Genomic DNA, 18600 nt, shown 5'->3' with positions numbered 1-18600 from the left:
GGGCGCGGCCGAGCCTGTGGCGCAAGGGAACTACTTCCCGGCCGCGCGGGCGATCTCCGCCGGGTAGCGGTCGCCGGCGAAGGCGTCGGCGGGGGCCGCGGCCTCGATCTTCGCCAGATCCTCCGGGGTCAGGGTGATCTCGGTGGCGGCGACGTTCTGTTCGAGGTAGGTGCGGCGCTTGGTGCCCGGGATCGGCACCACGTCCGCGCCGCGGCTCTGCACCCACGCCAGTGCCAATTGGCCTGCGGTGACGTCCTTTTCCTCGGCGAGTTCGCGCAGCGTCGCGACGATGGCGAGATTGCTGTCGAGATTGCCGTCGGCGAAGCGGGGGAGACGGCGGCGGAAATCATCGGCGGGCAGATCCTCGGTGGAGGTGATCGCGCCCGTCAGGAACCCGCGGCCCAGCGGTGAGAACGGGACGATGCCGATGCCGAGCTCACGGCAGGTGGGCACCACCTCGGCCTCGATATCGCGCGTCCACAGCGACCATTCGCTCTGCAGCGCCGTCACCGGATGCACGGCGTGCGCCCGGCGAACGGTCTCCGCCGACGCCTCGGAAATGCCCAGGTAGCGTACCTTTCCGGCGGCGACCAGCTCCGACATCGCACCCCAGGTCTCCTCGATGGGCACATTCGGGTCCACCCGATGCTGGTAGTACAGGTCGATATGGTCCACGCCGAGGCGGGCCAGCGACTCATCGCAGCTCTGCTGCACATAGGCCGCGTCGCCGCGCGCCTCCATACCGCCGTCCCCGGTCCACACGATGCCGAACTTGGTGGCCAGCACGACCTGGTCCCGGCGATCGGCAATGGCCCGCCCCACGAGCCGTTCATTGGTCTCGGGCCCGTAGATGTTCGCGGTGTCCAACATCGTCACGCCCAGTTCCAGCGCCCGATGAATGGTGGCGATCGACTCGTCGTCATTGTCGCGCACGCCGTACGCCTGGCTCATCCCCATGCAGCCGAGCCCCTGCGCACTCACGGTCAGCTCGCCGAGTTTCCTGGTCGCGATCATGCGGGAAATCCTCCTTGGTGACGCCGGATAAGTTGGTGAGCCTCGCTCACGACATGAAAGCTACGACTTGGAGCGCACTCCAAGTCAAGCGCGCCTTCCGGTGGTCCGGAGCACACCGCCGACGGCGTCGCACGGCCATGCGGGCGGCTGGACGAACGCCCACGCTTCGGGCTAAGGTCGTCCCCGTGACTGCCGGGTCGGCGAATAGCCTTGCACGGACGGGTTTCCCGGCCGAGCTGTGATCATCCGGCGGGCCAGGGGCCCGCCGAACCTCCTTCGCGTCTCTCCGTAATCCATTACGGGACAGCGAAAGGAGGTGAACATGTCCCCATCGGAGAATCCGGAAACCGCCTGGCCGGCGTTCGTCGCCGCGCACGAGGTCGGATCGACCGTGGAAGCGGCGGTCGTATCGATCGTGCCGTTCGGCGCTTTCCTCGAAGTCGCTCCAGGCGTGCACGGGTTGCTGCATCGCAATGAATGGCGAGAGTGGTCGGCCGCGCCGGAAGTCGGTGCGACCCTGACCGTTCGCGTGCTGAACATCGACAACGAAAAGCATCGCGTGGCCCTCGGCGAAGTCCGCTGACCCGGTAGCGGTGGCGTGCCGGAGCAGTCTCCACCTGCTCCGGCACATCACGCAGCTTAATCCCCGATCAGGCCGATCCGCGGAACAGTGCGGACTGCCTGAGGCCGAGGGCGATTCGCAGCAGCAACAGCGCGGTGGCCGCCGCCAGAATGCCGTAGACCAAACCCGAGGAGCAGGATGGCCAGCGTGCCGAGCACGCAGAGGATCATCGGATAGGTGCGATCCGCCTCGGGGCTGGTGTAGATCCCGGCCAAAAGCATGCCGGGATGACGAGGGAGGGGCATGCCGGGATGACGAGGGAGGGGCATGCCGGGATGACGAGGGAGGGGGCAGTTCAGCGGTCAGTCGTCGGCCGACAGCGTTGCGAGGGTGCGGGCGAGGCGGTTGGCGCGGGTGCCGGGGGTGCGGGCGCGGAGGAGATCGAGGACGAGGGCGTATTGGCGGGTGCGGTCGAGGGCGGCGTAAGCGGCTGCGGCCCGGGGGTTTTCGGTGAGGGCCGCTTCCAGGTCCAGGGGGGTGGTGAAGTCGCGCTGGGAGGGATAGGCGGCGGCCCAGCGGCCGTCGGCCTTGGCAGCCTCGACCTCGGCCAGGCCGGGTGGGCGCATGCGGCCCGCGGCGAGGAGTTTTTCGACCTTCTCGACATTGATTTGGGACCAATGGCCTCGGGGGCGGCGGGGGACGTATTTCTGGAGGTAGTACTTGTCGTCCAGGGCTTTGCGCTGGCCGGAGATCCAGCCCCAGCACAGGCCGACGTCGACGGTTTCGTCTTCGGTGATGGAGGGGATGCCGGAGCCCTTCTTGGCGATCTTCATCCAGACACCGTCGGAGGCGGCGTGGTTGGCGGCCAGCCAGGTGTCGAAGGCGGTGGCGTCCTCGAAGTGGATCGGATCCATACATCCAGCATTCCAGAAAGCTCCGACAGCTTCGGGATTCGTCGTCACGGACCACGGAAAGCGAAGCGCCCCGCACGGATTCGTGCGGGGCGCCTCGAGAAGGGGTGTCGACTAGCCGACGGTCGCGCCGACGCGCAGGGCGTGCGGCTCGATCGCGCCGCGAACCAGGGCCCGCTCGTCGATGGTCTCGGCCTTGTAGGGCAGGGCCGAGAGGGTGGCGGTCATCTTGGCGACCGGATCCTCCAGGGTCTTCGGGGTGCCGAAGATGAAGGTCCACTCGTGCTCGTCGCTGACATACGGGACGACCGTGGGGAACAGGTTGTGGAACCGGGTCCACGACCGCTTCAGGGTCTCGTTGCGCCACATGGTCTGACAGCCGGCCTGCGCGGCGAGCACGCCGCCCTCGGCCAGCAGCGCCTTACAGCGCAGCAGGAACTCGTCCTCGTAGAGGCGGTTGTGCTGGGCGTCCTCGACCCGCTCGTCCGGCAGATCGATGCAGATCATGTCGTAGCGCACGCCGTCGGCCTCGGCCTTGGCCAGGAAGTCCCAGCCGTCGGCGTAGTGCATCTTGATCGGGCCGGTCTGCGCGACCGCCTCGGCCAGATCGGCCTCGGAGTAGCCGTAGGGGAGGTGCTTCGCGCACAGCTCCACCTCCAGCTGGTCGATATCGACGTGATCGACGAGCGCGGCGCCCGCGGCCACCGACATCTGCGAGGCGACGCCCTCGCCGGAACCGATGATGAGCACCTTCTCCAGCTTCTCGGCCAGCGCGTACCCCGGGACCAGCATGGCCTCGTGGTAGGTGAGCTGCGAGAACTCGGTGGACTGGCGATCGTCGTCGGAGAACAGGGACACGCCCTGCTCGGTCCGCGCGATCACCATGTGCTGGAACGGGGTATTGGTGTCGACGATGACATCGGACATGTTCCACACCCGGGTCAGGCCCTCGCCCACCGGTTCGTGGATCCGGCGGGCGGTGTGGCCGCGCTGGATTACCTCGATGTTCACGCTCTTCGGCGAAAGCTCCTGCTGCAGCAGCTCGACGGCCTTGGTGGCGCCGGAACCGATGCTGCCGCAAGTGAATACGTCGACGAAGATGTCACCCGACTCCGGGTAGGTGTGAATCGAGGCGTGCGACTCGGACAGGAGAGCCAGGACGGTGACGCCCTGCGGCTCGAACTTCTTGCGCACGACATCGCAGATGGTCACCCCCGCGGCGACCAACGATTTTCGAAGCGCGGTTTCGAGTCGTTCGAGGTCGTCGCAGAGGGACGCGTCGACACCACCGAACTCGGCCAGCACGTGCCAGCCGGTGAATTCTGCCGTCATGGCTAAACTCACTCTCGCTCAGCGCCAATGACATGCACAGTCAGAGGCGGAAAACCGTTGAAGGACACCGACGAATAGCTCGCCGTATAGGCGCCGGTTTCGAGGATCCGAACGGGATCACCGGCTCGCAACGTGGTCGGAAGAAGGACCCGCGTGCGTTGATACAGTACATCGTCGCCGTCACAGGTCGGACCCGCGACCACCGCCTCGTCCTTCGGATCGGTGTCCCGATCGGTTTGGATCCGGTACTCGATGTACTCGTTCTCGGTCTCGGCCATACCGTTGTAGCGGCCGATATCGAGGTATACCCAGCGCCTCCCGTCGGGCGCCTGGCGAACATTCACCACCTCGGCGTGAATCACACCGGTATTGCCCACCAGGGCGCGACCGGGTTCGACGACGAGTTCGGTGTGTTCCGGGAGATGGGTGGCCGCCGCTTCGGCGATCACCGCGCCCAGCTCGCTCAGTTCCGGAGCCGGGCCCGCGTATGAAATCGGAAGTCCCCCACCGATATTCACCGCAGTAACAGGAATGTCCTTGGCCGCCAGCGCTTCCGCGATGGCGCCGGCCTGCTCGATGCCGATCTTCCAGGCGATCGGATCCAGCTGCTGCGAGCCCACATGGAAGTAGGGCCCGACCACCGTCAGCCCGAGATCGCGCGCCCGCACCAGCAGGTGCACGGCCTCACCGGGCGCGCAGCCGAACTTGGTGCCGAAGGGCGTCTGCGACTGCGGCGCCGCCGACAGGAACCGGCATTCGATCTCCGAGCCCGGCGCATGCTCGGCAATGCGCTCCAGATCGTCCTCGGTATCGCAGGCGAAGCGCCGCACGCCGGCCGCGTAGGCGCGGGCGATATGGGCGGCCTTCTTGATCGGATTCCCGTAGCACATGACCGCAGGGTCGACGCCCTGTTCGAGGCAGAGATCGATCTCGCCGACGCTGGCGACGTCGAACTCCGCGCCCTCGTCGTTCAGCAGCCGGATGATCTCCGGCACGGGACTCGCCTTGACGGCGAAGCGAATTCGTGCCGCAGGTAGGGCGGCGTGCAGTGCGCGGTAGTTCGCGCGCACCTTGTCCAGGTCGATGACGAGACAAGGGGACTCGGGCAGGTTTCGATCGGTCAATCTAAGGGAACTCTTTTCGATCGGCCGCAGCGGCGGGACTCAGGCAACCTGCGCGACAATACACGCCGTGTGCCTCGGAAAACGAACCGATAGCCCGGTCGACTTCGTCACTGTTCCGGCCGGACGGTCAGTAGGACCCGACGCCGCCCGGCGCGATCATCCCGCGGTAATGCCGACCTCGTCGAAGACGACCTCACCGGCCGCATCGGACTCGGCCAGATCCACCACGGCGTCGATGGACCAGCCGTGGTCGCCGGCCGGATCGTCGAGCACCTGGCGCACATGCCAGAACCCGTCGCGCGCCTCGACCTGGAACAGCTTCGGGCCGCGCGCGTTCGGGCCGGTGCCGATACCGGTGTATTCGGCGAAATAGGGCTCGAGCTCGGTCTCCCAGTCCAGGTCGTCGCCGAAGTCCTCCAGGGCCTCCCAGCGCTGCAGGGCGGCCAGCTCCACACGGCGGAACAGGGCATTGCGCACCAGCACCCGGAAGGCGCGCTCATTGGCCGAGATGGGGCGCACGGTCTCCGCGCCGAAGGCGACCTGTTCGGTATCGGTCTCCGCGCCCGGATTGGTGAGCTGCTCCCATTCATCGAGGAGGCTGGAGTCGACCTGGCGGATGAGTTCGCCCAGCCATTCGGTGATGTCGTCGAGTTCCTCGGTGCGCGCCTGTTCGGGCACGGTGCGGCGCAGCGCGCGGTAGGCGTCGGCGAGATAGCGCAGCACCACGCCTTCGGAGCGGGCCAGCTCGTAGCCGGAGACGAGTTCGGCGAAGGTCATGGACCGCTCCACCATCTCGCGCACCACGGACTTGGGCGAGGGCTCGAACTCCGACACCCACGGATGCCCGGCCTTGTAGGTCTCGTAGGCGGGCAGGATGAGCTCCTCCGCCAGCGGTTTGGGCCAGGTGACCTCTTCGAGGAGTTCCATGCGCTCCTCGTATTCGATGCCGTCGGCCTTCATCTCCGCGACGGCGGCGCCGCGGGCCTTGTGCTGCTGGGCCATGAGCAGCTGCCGCGGATCCTCCAGGGTGGCTTCGATGAGGGAGATGACATCGAGGGTGTAGGTGGGGGAGTCCTTGTCGAGCAGCTCCAGCGCGGCCAGCGCGAACGGCGACAGCGGCTGATCGAGTGCGAAGTCGCGCTGCAGGTCGACCATGAGCCGGGCGTGGCGGCCGAACTCGTCGGGTTCGTCGAGCTGCTGCACCACCCCGGCATCGCGCAGCGCGCGATAGAGCCGGATCGCCTTGAGGATGTGCTTGCGCTGCGCCGTCCGCGGCTCGTGATTGTCTTCCAGCAGATGCCGCATGGCGTAGAAGCAATTGCCTTTGCGCGCAATCACATTCAGCAGCATGGCATTGGTGACGTGGAAGCGCGACACCATCGGCTCGGGCGCGGCCGCGACCAGCCGGTCGAAGGTGTCCTCCGACCAGGACACGAAGCCCTCCGGCGGTTTGCGCTTCTGCACCTTCTTCAGCTTCTTGGGGTCGTCCCCGGCCTTGGCGATGAGCCGGGCGTTCTCCACCTCGTGCTCGGGCGCCTGCACCACGACCGTGCCCATGGTGTCGAATCCGGCGCGACCGGCGCGCCCGGCGATCTGATGGAACTCGCGGGCATTGAGGCGGCGAGTGCGCACCCCGTCGTATTTGGTGAGCCCGGTCAGCATGACGGTGCGAATGGGCACATTGATGCCGACGCCGAGAGTGTCGGTGCCGCACACCACCTTCAGCAGGCCGTCCTGCGCCAGCTTCTCCACCAGCCGCCGGTATTTGGGCAGCATGCCCGCGTGGTGCACGCCGATGCCGTGCCGGATGAACCGCGACAGCGTCTTGCCGAAGCCGGTGGCGAAACGGAATTCGCCCAGCGCCTCGGCAATGGCGTCCTTCTCGGCCTTGGAGGAGAAGTTCACGCTCATCAGCGCCTGCGCGCGCTCCATGGCCGCGGCCTGGGTGAAGTGCACGACGTAGACCGGCGCGAGACTGGTGGTCACCAGGTCTTCGAGCGTCTCGGTGATGGGCGTCTTCACATACGAGAAGCTCAGCGGCACCGGACGTTCCGCGCCGGAGACAATGGCGGTGTCGCGCCCGGTGCGGCGCTTCAGATCGGCGGCGAAGAAGTCGACCTCGCCGAGAGTGGCCGACATGAGCAGGAATTGGGCCTTCGGCAATTCGATGAGCGGCACCTGCCACGCCCAGCCGCGATCCGGATCGGCGTAGTAGTGGAACTCGTCCATGATCACCTGGCCGACATCGGCCGCCGCGCCCTCGCGCAGGGCCAGATTGGCCACGATCTCCGCGGTGGCGCAGATGATGGGCGCATCCGGGTTCACCGCCGCGTCACCGGTCACCATGCCGACCCGGTCCGCGCCGAACACCTCGCACAGCGCGAAGAACTTCTCGCTCACCAGGGCCTTGATCGGCGCCGTGTAGTAGCTGCGCTGCCCGCGCTGCAGCGCCGCGTAGTGCGCGCCGAGCGCCACCATGGACTTACCCGAGCCGGTCGGGGTGGCGAGAATGACGTTCGCGCCGGTGAACAGCTCGAGCAGGGCCTCTTCCTGCGCCGGATACAGCGTCAGCCCCTGCTCGAGGGTCCAGTCCGCGAAGGTCTCGTACAGCCAGTCCGGGTCCACATCGGGTACGGCGCGGTCTGGGATCAATTCGGATAGCTGCACGCCCACCACGTTACTTCGCCGGTCGAGCGGTTATGACCACCGCCGTCCGCCGCTAGCGGAAGTCGCCGCCCTCGGGGCCCTCGCCCTCGGTGAAACCGGACTGCTCGGCCAGGAAGCGCTCGAACTCCGCGCCCAGCTCCTCGCCGGTCGGCAGATCGGCGTCCGGGGCGAGCAGGCTCGACTGGCGTTCCTGGGCGGTGACGAAGCTGTCGTACTGGCGCTCCAGGGCCTGCACGACGGTCTCCACCTCGGAATTGCCGGCAATGTGCTCGTTGACCTGTTCGCGCACCCGCGCGGCCTGTTCGGTGAGCGCCGCGAGGGGCAGCTCCAGGCCCGCGTTCTCCGCCACGCTCTCCAGCAGCGTCTGCGCGGCCTCCGGATAGGCGGTCTGGGTCAGATAGTGCGGCACGTGCACCGAGAAGCCGACCGACTCGTGCCCGTGCTGGGCCATCCGGTACTCCAGCAGCGAGGACGCGCTGCCCGGCACCTGCAGCTCGCCCGGCCAGCGCTGGTGATCGCCGATCAGGTCGCTGTCGCTGGCGTGCGCGGTCATGCCCAGCGGGCGCGTATGCGGAATGGCCATGGGGATCGCGCTCAGCCCGATGGTGCGGCGCACACCCAGCTGCTCGGACAGCAGCCGCACCGCGGTGACGAACTTCTCCCACCGCAGATCCGGTTCCAGCCCGGCCAGCAACAGGAACGGCGTGCCCGCCGTGTCCTTGAGCGCCCACAGATTCAGTTCCGGCTCGGTGTAATCCGAGAAGTGATCGGTCTTGAACATCATCAGCGGCCGCCGCGAACGGTAGTCCAGCAACTCGTCCATATCGAACGAGGCGACGAGCTCGCTCTCCAGGCTCTCCCGCAAGTGAGTGGTCGCCAAACGCACCGCGTGGCCGGCATCGGTGAAACCTTCCAGCCCGTGCACCAGCACCGGACCAGCGCCGTCGGCGGACGACAGCTGCGGAGAGGGGAACTCCAGCTCGTACATTCGCGACTCGTAGTCCATCGCGTACTCCTTCCTGCGTGGCCCACTTGCGCGACCATTCCACATTGTCCCTCATGCGCCGACGGGCCGCGCACGGCCCGCACCCGACCTGCAACGCAGCCGACCCGGATGAGCATTCCCGGTGACGCCCGAGGGTGGCGCGCATGGAGTTTCAGGGACGAAGCCGCAGCGCGGCGCCTTTGGAGTTTCAGGGACGAAGCCGAAGCGAGGCGCCCTTGGGGTTCGGGCGAAGCTCGAGCGTGGCGCTCTCGAGGTTTCGGGCGATACCGCAACGTGGCGCTCTTGGGGTTTCAGGGGCGAAGCCCCTGAGAGCTCCTGAGAGTTAGGTGTGTCGCAATCGGTGTGATCAGCCGATATTCGGCATAGTGGACGGGTGATCGTGCCGGATTCGCCGTGCCGTAAATCCGTTCGCGCCGTGGCCCTCGTGGTGCTCGGCTGTCTGCTCGCCGCCTGTGGGACGACCATTTCGGGGCAACCCGTGGCGTCGCGCGGACCGGCCGCGACGACGCCCTATGTGGATGGCGGACTGGCTCGGCTATTGCCCGATTCGTCCCAGTTTCCTTCGGGCTATCCGGCGGTGGTGCTGCCGAACGATATAGCGAGCCAAGCGGCGAGTGATCTTGACGGCATTCTGCCCGGCGCGCAGGTCGAGCCCGGGGCGTGCATACCGCTCGCGCCCACGGCCGGTCCGGTGGTCAGCGTCGGCACCGATGACGACACTCGCGCCACGCTCACCGTCGAACTCGTGCGCACCGACCAGCCCCTGTCGAAACTGCGAGATCAATTGCAGCGCTGCGGCACCGTGCGCGCGGGGCTGGGCGGGACGACCGCCACCATCACGACCGAATTGGATCCGCCGCCACCGCTGGATGCCGATGACACCCTCGCCCTGCGGCGCACCGTGAGCTCCGAATCCGGTGGGGCGGGGCTCACCCGGAAGATGCAGTCCCTGGTCGGTCAGATCGGGGATGTGCGAATCAATGTGACCTACATGTCCTATTCCGACGGCAGGGCCGACGCGGAGGCTCTCGATTCGCTGTTCACCACCGCATTGAGCAAGGTGCGCAAGGGCTGACTCAGCGCCGATACCGTTCGACCAGTTCGTCACCGAGACGGCACATTTCGTCGCGCACCGAGTCCGGTTCCACCACCTCCAGGTCCGCGCCCCAGCCCGCGAGGTTGCGGGCGATATCGAGCGGCGTGGGCGCGGTGATCCGCACGCGGACACGGCCATCGCCGATCGGGCCGTCCACTACACAGTGCCGCCCCTGCTGCCTGCTCAGGATCGGCAGCAAGGGAGCCGGGACCAGCACGGTCGCCGACAGGGTCGACCGGTGCCGCTCCACCTCCTCGACGACGCCGGACCACACCGTGGACAGATCGAAATCCGCGGGCCGGTGGGCGGTCTCGCCGGTGATCTCGGCCTCGCTCATGCGATCCACCCGGAAGGTCCGCTGCCCCCGCTCGGTCCCGGCCACCAGGTACCAGACACCATCCTTGTCGACCAGCCCCCACGGATCGACCGTCCGTTCGGAGCGAACCCCTTTGCGCTCGTAGCCGAATCGCACCCGGCGCCGGCGCACCACGGCGCGCTGCAGTTCCTCGACCACGGCGGGCGCCTGCGCATCGGACTCACCCCAGCGCGCCGCATCGACCACCACCGCGCCCGCGGCGGCCTCCGCCGCGCTGCGGAAGGTCTGCGGCAAGGCGCGCAACAGCTTCCGCAGCGCGGACTTGGTGGCCGGCGTGCCGGTCGCGACCGGTCCCAGCAGCAGGAACAGCGCTTGGGCCTCACCCGCGGTCAACCCGCTCAGATCCGTGCGCGCCCCGCCGACAAGCGCCCAGCCCCCGCCCCGCCCGGGCTGCGGATACACCGGAATCCCGGCCGTGGACAGCGCCTCCAGATCGCGCCGCGCCGTCGCCACCGAGACCTCCAGCTCGGCCGCGACCTCGGCCGCGGTCACCCGCCCGCGCGTCTGCATGAACAACAGGGTCGCCACCAATCGGTCCGCTCGCATGAAAAAAATTCTGCCCGAAAAAGTGCTCATTCGGTGAGCACTTTGGGGCGGATCATTGATCTCGAGAAGTTCGGAACACCGATCGAGGAGAACGACAATGCTGCGTGGAATGGCGACCGCGAACTACTACGCCGACGACCTGGAGGCCGCGAAGGCCTGGTATAGCGAGCTTTTCGGCGTCGAGCCCTACTTCACCGTCCCCGGCGGCTACTACGAGTGGCGCATCGGCGACTACCAGGGCGAATTCGGCATCATCAACCGCAAGTTCGCACCCAGCCACCCCGACCGGCCCGGCGGCCAGATCGTCAACTGGCACGTCGACGACATCGCCGCCGCCTACGAGCGCCTGCTCGCCCTGGGCGCCAAGGAATTCGAGCCCATCACCGAACGCGGCCAGGGCACCGGCTTCGTCACCGCCTCGGTCATCGACCCCTTCGGCAATGTCCTCGCCATCATGTACAACCCGCATTACGTGGAGATCCTCGCCAAGACCGGCCCCGCGTAAGCCGCGCACGGTAGCACCGGCCACCGACAACCCCACCCGCCCCGGGCACTCGCCGCGCCGAATTCCGCACGGCGCGAGCGATTGTCCACAACCGAGCGAAAATCCCAGGTCGGCGTGAGCGACGGCACCGACGCCGCCGCGCACGCTCGACGTCATGACCACGCCCGCCGAACCCACACCTCCCGACCACCTCGACAGCGCCGTCGAGCCGGCCGACAACGCCGTCGACCCCGGACCCGTACCACCCCTGCGAGATCCGGCCGCCTTCATCGCGACGGCACCAGCGGCCGGCGATGCGCCGCCCACCGAACCCCATCGAGCCGACGAGCCGCGCGTCGTGCCAGCGGTCAGCGCCCGCGACGGGTGCGCCGCCGGAGCCGAGTACGCCACCGGTCATATATCCCGCGAGCAGCGCGAGATCGAGGCCGTCAGCGGCTCGGACCGGCCGGGCTCGACGCAAGGCGTTTCGCCGCTCCATAGCGGCTCGTGCCTGCGGGATCCGGGTGAGTTCATCGCCGCGGTGCCCGCCATGCTCGGCTTCCCGCCCGCCAGATCGCTGGTGGTGACCGCGCTGCGGGAGGATCCCGGCGCGCCGGAACAGGCCGGTGTGGAGGTGGTGGTCCGGCTGGACCTGGACAATCCGGGTCGCGCGGCCACCGCGGAAATTCTGGAGCGAGTGGCGGGGGTCTGTGTGCGGCACAATGCGATTGCCGCGATCGCGCTCATCGTCGACGACCGTGCGACGCCGCCCGCCGAGCACCATCGCGGTGTGCGTGCTCGCCGCCATCGAGATCTGATCCACGCGCTGGAACATCGCCTGGACGCGGACGGTATTCCGCTGGCGGGTGCGTGGGCCGTCACCGGGATCGGTGCGGAGCTGCCCTGGTGGAGTCTGCTGGGACCGGCCCGGCGGGGGCGGCAGCCGGATCCGGCGAGTTCCATGGTCGCCCTGCGGCAGGTGCTGGAGGGGCGTCCGATGCGCGGATCACGCGCCGAGCTCACCGATCTCGTGACCGTCGATTCCGAGGCCCGGGCGCAGGTCGTGGCGGTCCTGGATGCCGCGACGGCCGAGGCCGCGCGGCAGTTGGCGCGGGCGGTGCGGCACGGCGATCCCGATTCCTACACCCGGGCCGCGCTGCGGAAGGTGCTGTGGCACATCGCGAATGTGGAATCGGGGGCGCGGCCGGATCCACCGGAGCTCGCGGAACTGGCTGTCACACTGCGCGACAAAGCCGTGCGCGACATGCTGTTCGGGCTCATGCCCGGCAGGCACGCCGATGCCGCCGAATCCCTGTGGCTGCAATTGACCCGCGTGCTGCCGGATCCGGATCGCGCCGAAGCCGCCGCGCTCCTGGGCTACGCCGCCTACGTCCGCGGCGACGGACCCTTGGCGGGCATTGCGCTCGAGGCGGCCTTGTCCGCCGATCCGGAGCACCGCATGGCGGTCCTGCTCGATATCGGCCTGCAGACCGGTATGTGCCCGACACGCCTGCACCGCCTGACCGACTCCGGTCGCGAGGCCGCCGCGGATCTGGGTATCGACCTCGGGGCCGAGCACCCATGAATCCGCGGCGCGGCCACGGGGGAGAGCCGGCTCAGCGGGCGCTGTGCGCGCGATCGCCGAGTGCGCGCAGGAAATCCCAGGCGTCGGAGACGATCTCGTCCAGATCGGTGTGCTCGGGCCGCCAGCCCAGCTCCGCCATGGCGCGGTCGCTGGAGGCGATGAGCACGGCCGGATCGCCCGCGCGGCGGGGCGCGTCGATCGCGTTGATGGGCAGGCCGGTCACCCGCGCGCACGACGAAATGACTTCGCGCACCGAGAAACCGGTGCCGCTACCCAGATTGACGATGCGGTGGACGCCCGGCTGCGACTGTGCCAGCGCCAGCAGGTGCGCCTGCGCCAGATCGCGGATGTGGATGTAATCGCGGACCGCCGTGCCGTCGGGCGTCGGATAGTCCGTGCCGAAGACCGAGATGGACTCGCGCTGGCCCAGCGCGGTCTGCAACACCAGGGGGATGAGATGGGTTTCCACCACCCGGTTCTCGCCGAGTCCGGCGTACGCGCCGGCCACATTGAAGTACCGCAGGCTGGTCGCCGCCAGCCCGTGCGCCACCGCGTAAGAGGTGATGGCGTAATCGATGGAGAGCTTGGACGCGCCGTACGGATTCGTCGGCGCCTTCGGAGCGTCCTCGACGATCGGCACCTGCTCCGGCTCCCCGTACACCGCCGCCGTGGAGGAGAACACCAGCCGCTGCGTGCCGGCGGCGCGCATGGCCTCCAGCAGGGTGAGCGTCTTCACCACATTGCCGTGCCAGTACTTCTCCGGCTGCTGCACCGATTCACCCACCAGCGACTGCGCCGCGAAATGCAGCACCCCGTCGAAGTTCTCGGCGGCGATGAGCTCCGCGCCCACCGTGGCGATATCGCCCTCGACGAACTTCGCCCCGGCCGGCACGCCCTCGGCATTGCCGGTGGACAGATCGTCGACCACCACCACCTCGTGGCCGTCCTCGAGCAGCACCTGCGCGCACACGCCACCGACGTAGCCCGCGCCTCCGGTCACCAGAAGCTTCAAATCTCAGACCAACTTCACTTGGACGGCGTGCGCCATCTCGTCGGACAGTTCGAATCCGGCATGCCCGGGCACCAGGATGACCACCGAGCCCGGCTTGGTCTCGACGTTCACGCGGGCGTCCGGCACCACGCCGGCCTCACGCAACTGATTGATGATCTCCGGATCGGTCTGGATGTGCTCGGACAGCCGGCGCACCACCACCGCCGCACTCTGCCCCGCGGGCAGGTCCGACAGCCGCACCAGCTTCTCCTCCGCACCGGAGCTCGGCTGCACGCCCAGCTCGTCCAGACCCGGAATCGGATTGCCATAGGGCGAGGTCGTCGGGTGGTTCAGCACCTCCACCAGGCGGCGCTCCACCTCCTCGCTCATCACATGCTCCCAGCGGCACGCCTCGGCGTGCACGTTCTGCCAATCGAGCCCGATGATGTCGACCAGCAGCCGCTCGGCGAGCCGATGCTTGCGCATGACCGCCACCGCCATGGACCGACCCTTCTCGGTCAGCTCGAGATGACGATCACCGGCGACGGTCAGCAGACCGTCGCGTTCCATCCGGGCGACCGTCTGACTCACCGTCGGGCCGCTCTGCTCGAGGCGCTCGGCAATGCGCGCGCGCAGGGGCGTCACGCCCTCCTCCTCGAGGTCGTAGATGGTACGGAGGTACATCTCCGTGGTGTCGACCAGATCCTTCACCTGTTAACCCCTTCGTCGGCACGAATTCTACCCATGCGCGGCGGCTGCACCGGGCGACAGCTTATTTCGCGAACGCACGGAGAACACCGAGCACGCGCTGCGTGTTCCCTGCGGGTTTGCGCCGTCACCAGGATGGCGCGGGGGTACGACAGCGTTGCGAGGCAATCAGCCTACGAATGTGTGCAACGCATTAGCGTGGCAGGTATGCCTGACCTAGCGCGTGGCGACGGAACCGTCGTCTGGACCGACAAGTTCCTCGACTACGCGTGGACGCCCGAGCATCCCATGCGGCCGGCGCGGCTCGAGTTCACCATGGCGCTGGCGCACGGGCTCGGCCTGCTCGACGGGGTCGAGACGCTCACGCCGGGCGCGGCGGGGGAGGCGGATCTGCTGCGCGTGCACACCCACGACTACGTCGAGGCCGTCAAGCACGCGGTGCGGCCGCCGGGCCCGCCGCCGGCGGTGGCGCCCTACGGGCTGGGCACCACCGACAACCCGGTGTTCCCGCACATGCACGAGGCCGCCTCGGTCATCGTGGGCGGGACCCTGGCGGCGGCGCGGGAGATCGCGGCCGGGCGGACCCGGCGCGCGGTCAGCATCGGCGGCGGCATGCATCACGCCATGCCCGAGGCGGCGGCCGGATTCTGCGTGTACAACGATGTGGCGGTGGCGATTTCGTGGCTGCTGGACAATGGTTTCGACCGCATCGCCTATATCGACGTGGACGTGCACCACGGTGACGGGGTGCAGCGCATGTTCTACGGCGACCCGCGCGTGCTGACCCTCTCGATCCATCAGCATCCGGCGACCTTGTGGCCCAATACCGGATGGCCCGAGGAGACCGGCATGGGCAAGGCCGAGGGCACGGCGATCAACCTGCCGATCATGCCCGGCACCCGGGATGCGCTGTGGCTGCGCGGATTCCACGCGGTGGCGCCGGGCGCGCTGGCCGCCTTCCGGCCGCAGATCGTGATCAGCCAGTGCGGGGTGGACACGCACCGCGAGGATCCCCTGGCGGATCTGGAACTGAGCGTGGACGGCCAGCGCGCGGCCTTCCTCGCCATGCGGGAGCTGGCCGACACCTATGCCGAGGGCCGCTGGCTGGCGGTCGGCGGCGGCGGGTACGGCTTGATCCGCGTGGTGCCGCGGGCGTGGACGCATCTGCTGGCGACGGCCCTCGATCGCACCATCGATCCCGGTACCGCCGTTCCGCAAGAGTGGAAGGATCGGGTCGGGGCGTACGCGCCGACGGTCGCGCCGCCCGAAACCATGGGCGACGGTGCCGACACCACCTTCGATCGGTGGGACGGTCCCGGCGGCGGTCGCGAAACCGGCGACGAGCGGGCCGACCGCGCGCGCCGCGCCCTCGACACATCCGTATTGGCAACACGCCGGGCGACTTTCGGGCTGCTCGGCCTGGATCCGGAGGATCCCCGTGACTGAATCCGCCGATCCCGCAGCCGTCCCGGGCAACGGGGCCGGTGCGGTGAATCCGCCGCTGCCCGCGGACACTCCCGGCACGCCGGTGAATCCGCCTCCGCCGCCGCTGCATTGGTTCGCCGATGTGCTGGCCTCCGACGGCGGCGTGGTGCGGCTGCGGCCCATCACCCCCGAGGACGCCGAGCCCATGCAGCGCTTCCACGAGCGGCTCTCCGATCGCACCCGGTACCTGCGCTACTTCGGGCCCTATCCGCGCATGACGCCGAAGGACCTCTACCGCACCACCCACGTGGACTATCACGACCGGGTGGGCCTGGTCATCGAGCTCGGCGACGACATCATCGCGGTCGGCCGCTACGAGTTCCTGGCCGAGCGAACCGGCGCGCGCGCCGCCGAGGTGGCGTTCGTGGTCGCCGACGAGCATCAGGGCCGCGGCCTGGGCTCCATCCTGCTCGAGCATCTCGCCGGCGCGGCCGCCGAGAACGATATCGAGACCTTCGTCGCCGAGGTACTGGCCGAGAACAACGCCATGGTGCAGGTCTTCCGCGATGCCGGATACCAGGTGCAGCGCAGCCGCGACGGCTCGGTGCTGCACCTGGAATTCGCCATCGATCCCACCGAAGCGCTGCTGTCGGTGCGGGATTCCCGCGAACGCGCCTCCGAGGCGCGCAGCGTCGGCAATCTGCTCACCCCGCGCTCGGTGGCCGTCATCGGCGCCACGCCCTCGACCGCGCGGGTCGGCGGCGCGGTTCTGGCCAATCTGCTGTCGGGGGCCTTCCAGGGCCCGGTGTTCCCGGTGAGCCGCACCCGCACCGCCGTGCGTGGGGTGCGCGCATACCCGACCGTGCGCGATATTCCGGACGAGGTCGATCTGGCGGTCATCGCCGTGCCCGCCGCCGAGATCGGCTCGGTGCTCGACGACTGCATGGCCAAGGGCGTCAAGGGCCTGGTCGTGCTCACCGCCGGTTTCTCCGAGACCGGTCCCAGCGGTTACGCCGCCGAACGCGATCTGCTCGACGCCGCCCGCGCGCACGGGATGCGGGTGGTCGGTCCCAGCGCGCTCGGCATCGCCAATACCGATCCGGCCGTGGCCCTCAATGCCACCCTGGCCCCGGTGCTGCCCGGCCGCGGCCGCATCGGCTTCTTCTGCCAGTCCGGCCCGCTGGGCGCGGCCATTCTCGGTGAGGCGGCCGCCCGGCAGCTCGGCCTGTCCACCTTCGTGTCGGCCGGCAACCGCGCCGACGTCTCCGGCAACGACCTCATGCAGTTCTGGGATACCGATCCGGACACCGATGTGGTGCTGCTGTACCTCGAGACCTTCGGCAATCCGCGCAAGTTCTCCCGCATCGCGCGCCGAGTGGCGCGCACCAAACCCATTGTGGCCGTGAGCAGCGGCCGCAATACCGCGCGCGTGGAGGGCGAGCAGGACCTGGACCGCTCACTGGTGCGCAACCTGTTCGCCCAGGCGGGCATCATTCAGGTCGACTCCATTACCGAGTTGTTCGACTGCGCCATGCTGCTGGCCTATCAGCCGCTGCCCACCGGCCGCCGGCTCGCGGTCATCGGCAATAGCGCCGCCCTGAGCTGGCTGGCCGTGGACGCGGCCCGCAGCGAGGGCCTCGACGTGGGCGAACCCATTCACCTCGGCCCGCAGGGCAGTCCCGCCGACTATCTGACGGCGGTCGCCGCGGCGGTCACCAATCCGGATGTCGACGCCGTCATCGTCATCTACTCCCCGCCGGTGCCGACGGCCGTCGCCGCCTACGCCGAGGCCATTCGCTCCGGCGCCCAATCCGATCCGGGCACACCGGTTCTCACCACCTTCGTGGCCGACCAGGGCATGCCCAACCTGCTCGCCACGCGCGGGCCGGGCGGCATTCTCGAACGCGGCTCCATTCCGTCGTTCGGCGATCCGGAACGCGCCGCGCGCGCCCTGGCCCGGGTCCGCCGCTACGCCGACTGGCGTACCCGCCCCGCCTCGCCGATCGCCCGCCCCGGCGGCGTGGACACCGCGCGCGCCCGGGAACTGGTCGACCAGTGGACGACCGCTGATCCGGCGCACTGGCTGACCGACCTGCAGGCCGCGGAACTGCTGTCCTGCTATGGAATTCGCGTCGTTGACTTCCGTGAAGTGGACGATCCCGATGCCGCCGTCGCCGCCGCCGAGGACCTCGGCTACCCGGTGGCCGCCAAGGCCACCGGGGAAATGTGGCGCAACCGCCCCGACCTGACCGGTGTTCGCCTGGATCTGTGGCGGCCCGACGCCGTCCGCCGCGCCTATACCGATCTGGCCGAAATCTGCGGTGGCCCAATCCATATCCAGCGCATGGCCACCAAGGGTGTCGGCTGTATGTTCAGGGTCCAGGACGACCCGTCCTTCGGTTCGGTCATCAGCTTCGGCCTGTCCGGCACCATCATCGACCTGCTGGGCGACCGCGTGTACCGGGCGCTACCGCTGACCGAGGCCGAATCCGCCGAACTCATCGACGCCCCGCGCGCGGCCCCGCTGCTCTCGGGCACCGTCGCCGGTCGCGATATCGGTAAGCCGGTCGATCGGGATGCTCTGGCCGAACTGGCGCAACGCATTTCGGCGCTATGCGACGATCTGCCCGAGGTGCGCGAACTCCAGTGCGAACCCATCCTCGCCTCGCCGGAGGGCGCGGCGGTGCTGTACGGGCGGGTCCGCATCGGTCCCGAGCCCAATCGGTTCGATATCGGTCCGCGCCGCATGGTGTGAAGGTGTGATGCGATCGGC

The 18600-nt window shown here is 68.7% G+C and carries 15 protein-coding genes; 6 read left to right on the top strand and 9 right to left on the bottom strand.

Annotated features, from left to right (window positions below; genetic code table 11):
• Nucleotides 1-30: 30 nt before the first annotated feature.
• The gene (locus tag ACFVIV_RS18985) at nt 31-1014 is read right to left on the bottom strand and encodes an aldo/keto reductase (protein ID WP_379197951.1); all 984 of its coding nucleotides are present in this window, start codon (nt 1012-1014) and stop codon (nt 31-33) included.
• Between the two features lie 322 nt (nt 1015-1336).
• Between ACFVIV_RS18985 and ACFVIV_RS18980 the strand changes: the two genes are divergently transcribed.
• Entirely contained in the window at nt 1337-1597 is a 261-nt protein-coding gene (locus tag ACFVIV_RS18980; RefSeq protein WP_379197949.1) for a S1 RNA-binding domain-containing protein, read from the top strand.
• A gap of 341 nt (nt 1598-1938) precedes the next feature.
• Here the strand turns inward: ACFVIV_RS18980 and ACFVIV_RS18975 are convergent, their stop codons facing one another.
• From ACFVIV_RS18975 to ACFVIV_RS18955, 5 genes are all read right to left on the bottom strand, one after another.
• Complete coding sequence (locus ACFVIV_RS18975) at nt 1939-2490, bottom strand: YdeI family protein (protein WP_379197947.1); 552 nt, start codon at nt 2488-2490, stop codon at nt 1939-1941.
• Between the two features lie 111 nt (nt 2491-2601).
• A complete protein-coding gene (gene speD, locus ACFVIV_RS18970; protein WP_379197945.1) occupies nt 2602-3819 on the bottom strand; it encodes an adenosylmethionine decarboxylase in 1218 nt (405 codons plus the stop codon).
• Between the two features lie 8 nt (nt 3820-3827).
• On the bottom strand, nt 3828-4928 hold the full coding sequence (locus tag ACFVIV_RS18965) for a type III PLP-dependent enzyme (protein ID WP_379198234.1): 1101 nt from the start codon (nt 4926-4928) through the stop codon (nt 3828-3830).
• 171 nt (nt 4929-5099) lie between these two features.
• Nucleotides 5100-7610 (bottom strand): DEAD/DEAH box helicase, encoded by a 2511-nt coding sequence (locus ACFVIV_RS18960; protein WP_379197943.1) that lies wholly within the window; start codon nt 7608-7610, stop codon nt 5100-5102.
• 52 nt (nt 7611-7662) lie between these two features.
• Nucleotides 7663-8616, bottom strand: a complete 954-nt coding sequence (locus ACFVIV_RS18955; protein WP_379197941.1) for a proteasome assembly chaperone family protein — start codon at nt 8614-8616, stop codon at nt 7663-7665.
• Between the two features lie 373 nt (nt 8617-8989).
• On the opposite strand from ACFVIV_RS18955, the gene ACFVIV_RS18950 reads away from it, so the two are divergent.
• The gene (locus ACFVIV_RS18950) at nt 8990-9691 is read left to right on the top strand and encodes a sensor domain-containing protein (protein WP_379197939.1); all 702 of its coding nucleotides are present in this window, start codon (nt 8990-8992) and stop codon (nt 9689-9691) included.
• 1 nt (nt 9692) lies between these two features.
• Here ACFVIV_RS18950 and ACFVIV_RS18945 read toward each other — a convergent pair whose 3' ends face one another.
• Nucleotides 9693-10634, bottom strand: a complete 942-nt coding sequence (locus tag ACFVIV_RS18945) for a helix-turn-helix transcriptional regulator (RefSeq protein WP_379197937.1) — start codon at nt 10632-10634, stop codon at nt 9693-9695.
• Nucleotides 10635-10731: 97 nt separating this feature from the next.
• On the opposite strand from ACFVIV_RS18945, the gene ACFVIV_RS18940 reads away from it, so the two are divergent.
• Together ACFVIV_RS18940 and ACFVIV_RS18935 are read left to right on the top strand one after the other, a co-directional pair.
• The gene (locus ACFVIV_RS18940) at nt 10732-11139 is read left to right on the top strand and encodes a VOC family protein (RefSeq protein WP_379197935.1); all 408 of its coding nucleotides are present in this window, start codon (nt 10732-10734) and stop codon (nt 11137-11139) included.
• A 154-nt stretch (nt 11140-11293) separates the two neighbouring features.
• A complete protein-coding gene (locus tag ACFVIV_RS18935) occupies nt 11294-12703 on the top strand; it encodes a DUF4192 domain-containing protein (protein ID WP_379197933.1) in 1410 nt (469 codons plus the stop codon).
• Between the two features lie 31 nt (nt 12704-12734).
• Here the strand turns inward: ACFVIV_RS18935 and galE are convergent, their stop codons facing one another.
• Complete coding sequence (galE, locus tag ACFVIV_RS18930) at nt 12735-13715, bottom strand: UDP-glucose 4-epimerase GalE (protein ID WP_379197931.1); 981 nt, start codon at nt 13713-13715, stop codon at nt 12735-12737.
• A 3-nt stretch (nt 13716-13718) separates the two neighbouring features.
• A complete protein-coding gene (locus ACFVIV_RS18925; RefSeq protein ID WP_379197929.1) occupies nt 13719-14405 on the bottom strand; it encodes an iron dependent repressor, metal binding and dimerization domain protein in 687 nt (228 codons plus the stop codon).
• A gap of 204 nt (nt 14406-14609) precedes the next feature.
• Here ACFVIV_RS18925 and ACFVIV_RS18920 point away from each other — a divergent pair, with 204 nt between their 5' ends.
• Together ACFVIV_RS18920 and ACFVIV_RS18915 are read left to right on the top strand one after the other, a co-directional pair.
• Complete coding sequence (locus tag ACFVIV_RS18920; protein WP_379197927.1) at nt 14610-15848, top strand: acetoin utilization protein AcuC; 1239 nt, start codon at nt 14610-14612, stop codon at nt 15846-15848.
• Nucleotides 15841-18582, top strand: coding sequence for a GNAT family N-acetyltransferase (locus ACFVIV_RS18915; protein ID WP_379197925.1), 2742 nt, complete (start codon nt 15841-15843; stop codon nt 18580-18582). Before ACFVIV_RS18920 ends, ACFVIV_RS18915 begins: the two co-directional genes overlap by 8 nt.
• The last annotated feature ends 18 nt before the right edge of the window (nt 18583-18600 follow it).

It is taken from the genome of Nocardia sp. NPDC127526, from assembly GCF_042672265.1.
GTDB lineage: Bacteria > Actinomycetota > Actinomycetes > Mycobacteriales > Mycobacteriaceae > Nocardia.
Note: the sequence above shows the minus strand (reverse complement) of the source record. Positions and strands in the feature narration are given on the sequence as shown.

What these genes read in the sequence shown, in the direction of transcription:
- ACFVIV_RS18940 (WP_379197935.1), top strand. Translation starts at nt 10,732, where the DNA reads ATGCTGCGTGGAATGGCGACCGCGAACTACTACGCCGACGACCTGGAG.
- ACFVIV_RS18975 (WP_379197947.1), bottom strand. Translation starts at nt 2,490, where the DNA reads ATGGATCCGATCCACTTCGAGGACGCCACCGCCTTCGACACCTGGCTG.
- speD (WP_379197945.1), bottom strand. Translation starts at nt 3,819, where the DNA reads ATGACGGCAGAATTCACCGGCTGGCACGTGCTGGCCGAGTTCGGTGGT.
- ACFVIV_RS18980 (WP_379197949.1), top strand. Translation starts at nt 1,337, where the DNA reads ATGTCCCCATCGGAGAATCCGGAAACCGCCTGGCCGGCGTTCGTCGCC.
- ACFVIV_RS18920 (WP_379197927.1), top strand. Translation starts at nt 14,610, where the DNA reads ATGCCTGACCTAGCGCGTGGCGACGGAACCGTCGTCTGGACCGACAAG.
- ACFVIV_RS18945 (WP_379197937.1), bottom strand. Translation starts at nt 10,634, where the DNA reads ATGCGAGCGGACCGATTGGTGGCGACCCTGTTGTTCATGCAGACGCGC.
- ACFVIV_RS18935 (WP_379197933.1), top strand. Translation starts at nt 11,294, where the DNA reads ATGACCACGCCCGCCGAACCCACACCTCCCGACCACCTCGACAGCGCC.
- ACFVIV_RS18955 (WP_379197941.1), bottom strand. Translation starts at nt 8,616, where the DNA reads ATGGACTACGAGTCGCGAATGTACGAGCTGGAGTTCCCCTCTCCGCAG.
- ACFVIV_RS18985 (WP_379197951.1), bottom strand. Translation starts at nt 1,014, where the DNA reads ATGATCGCGACCAGGAAACTCGGCGAGCTGACCGTGAGTGCGCAGGGG.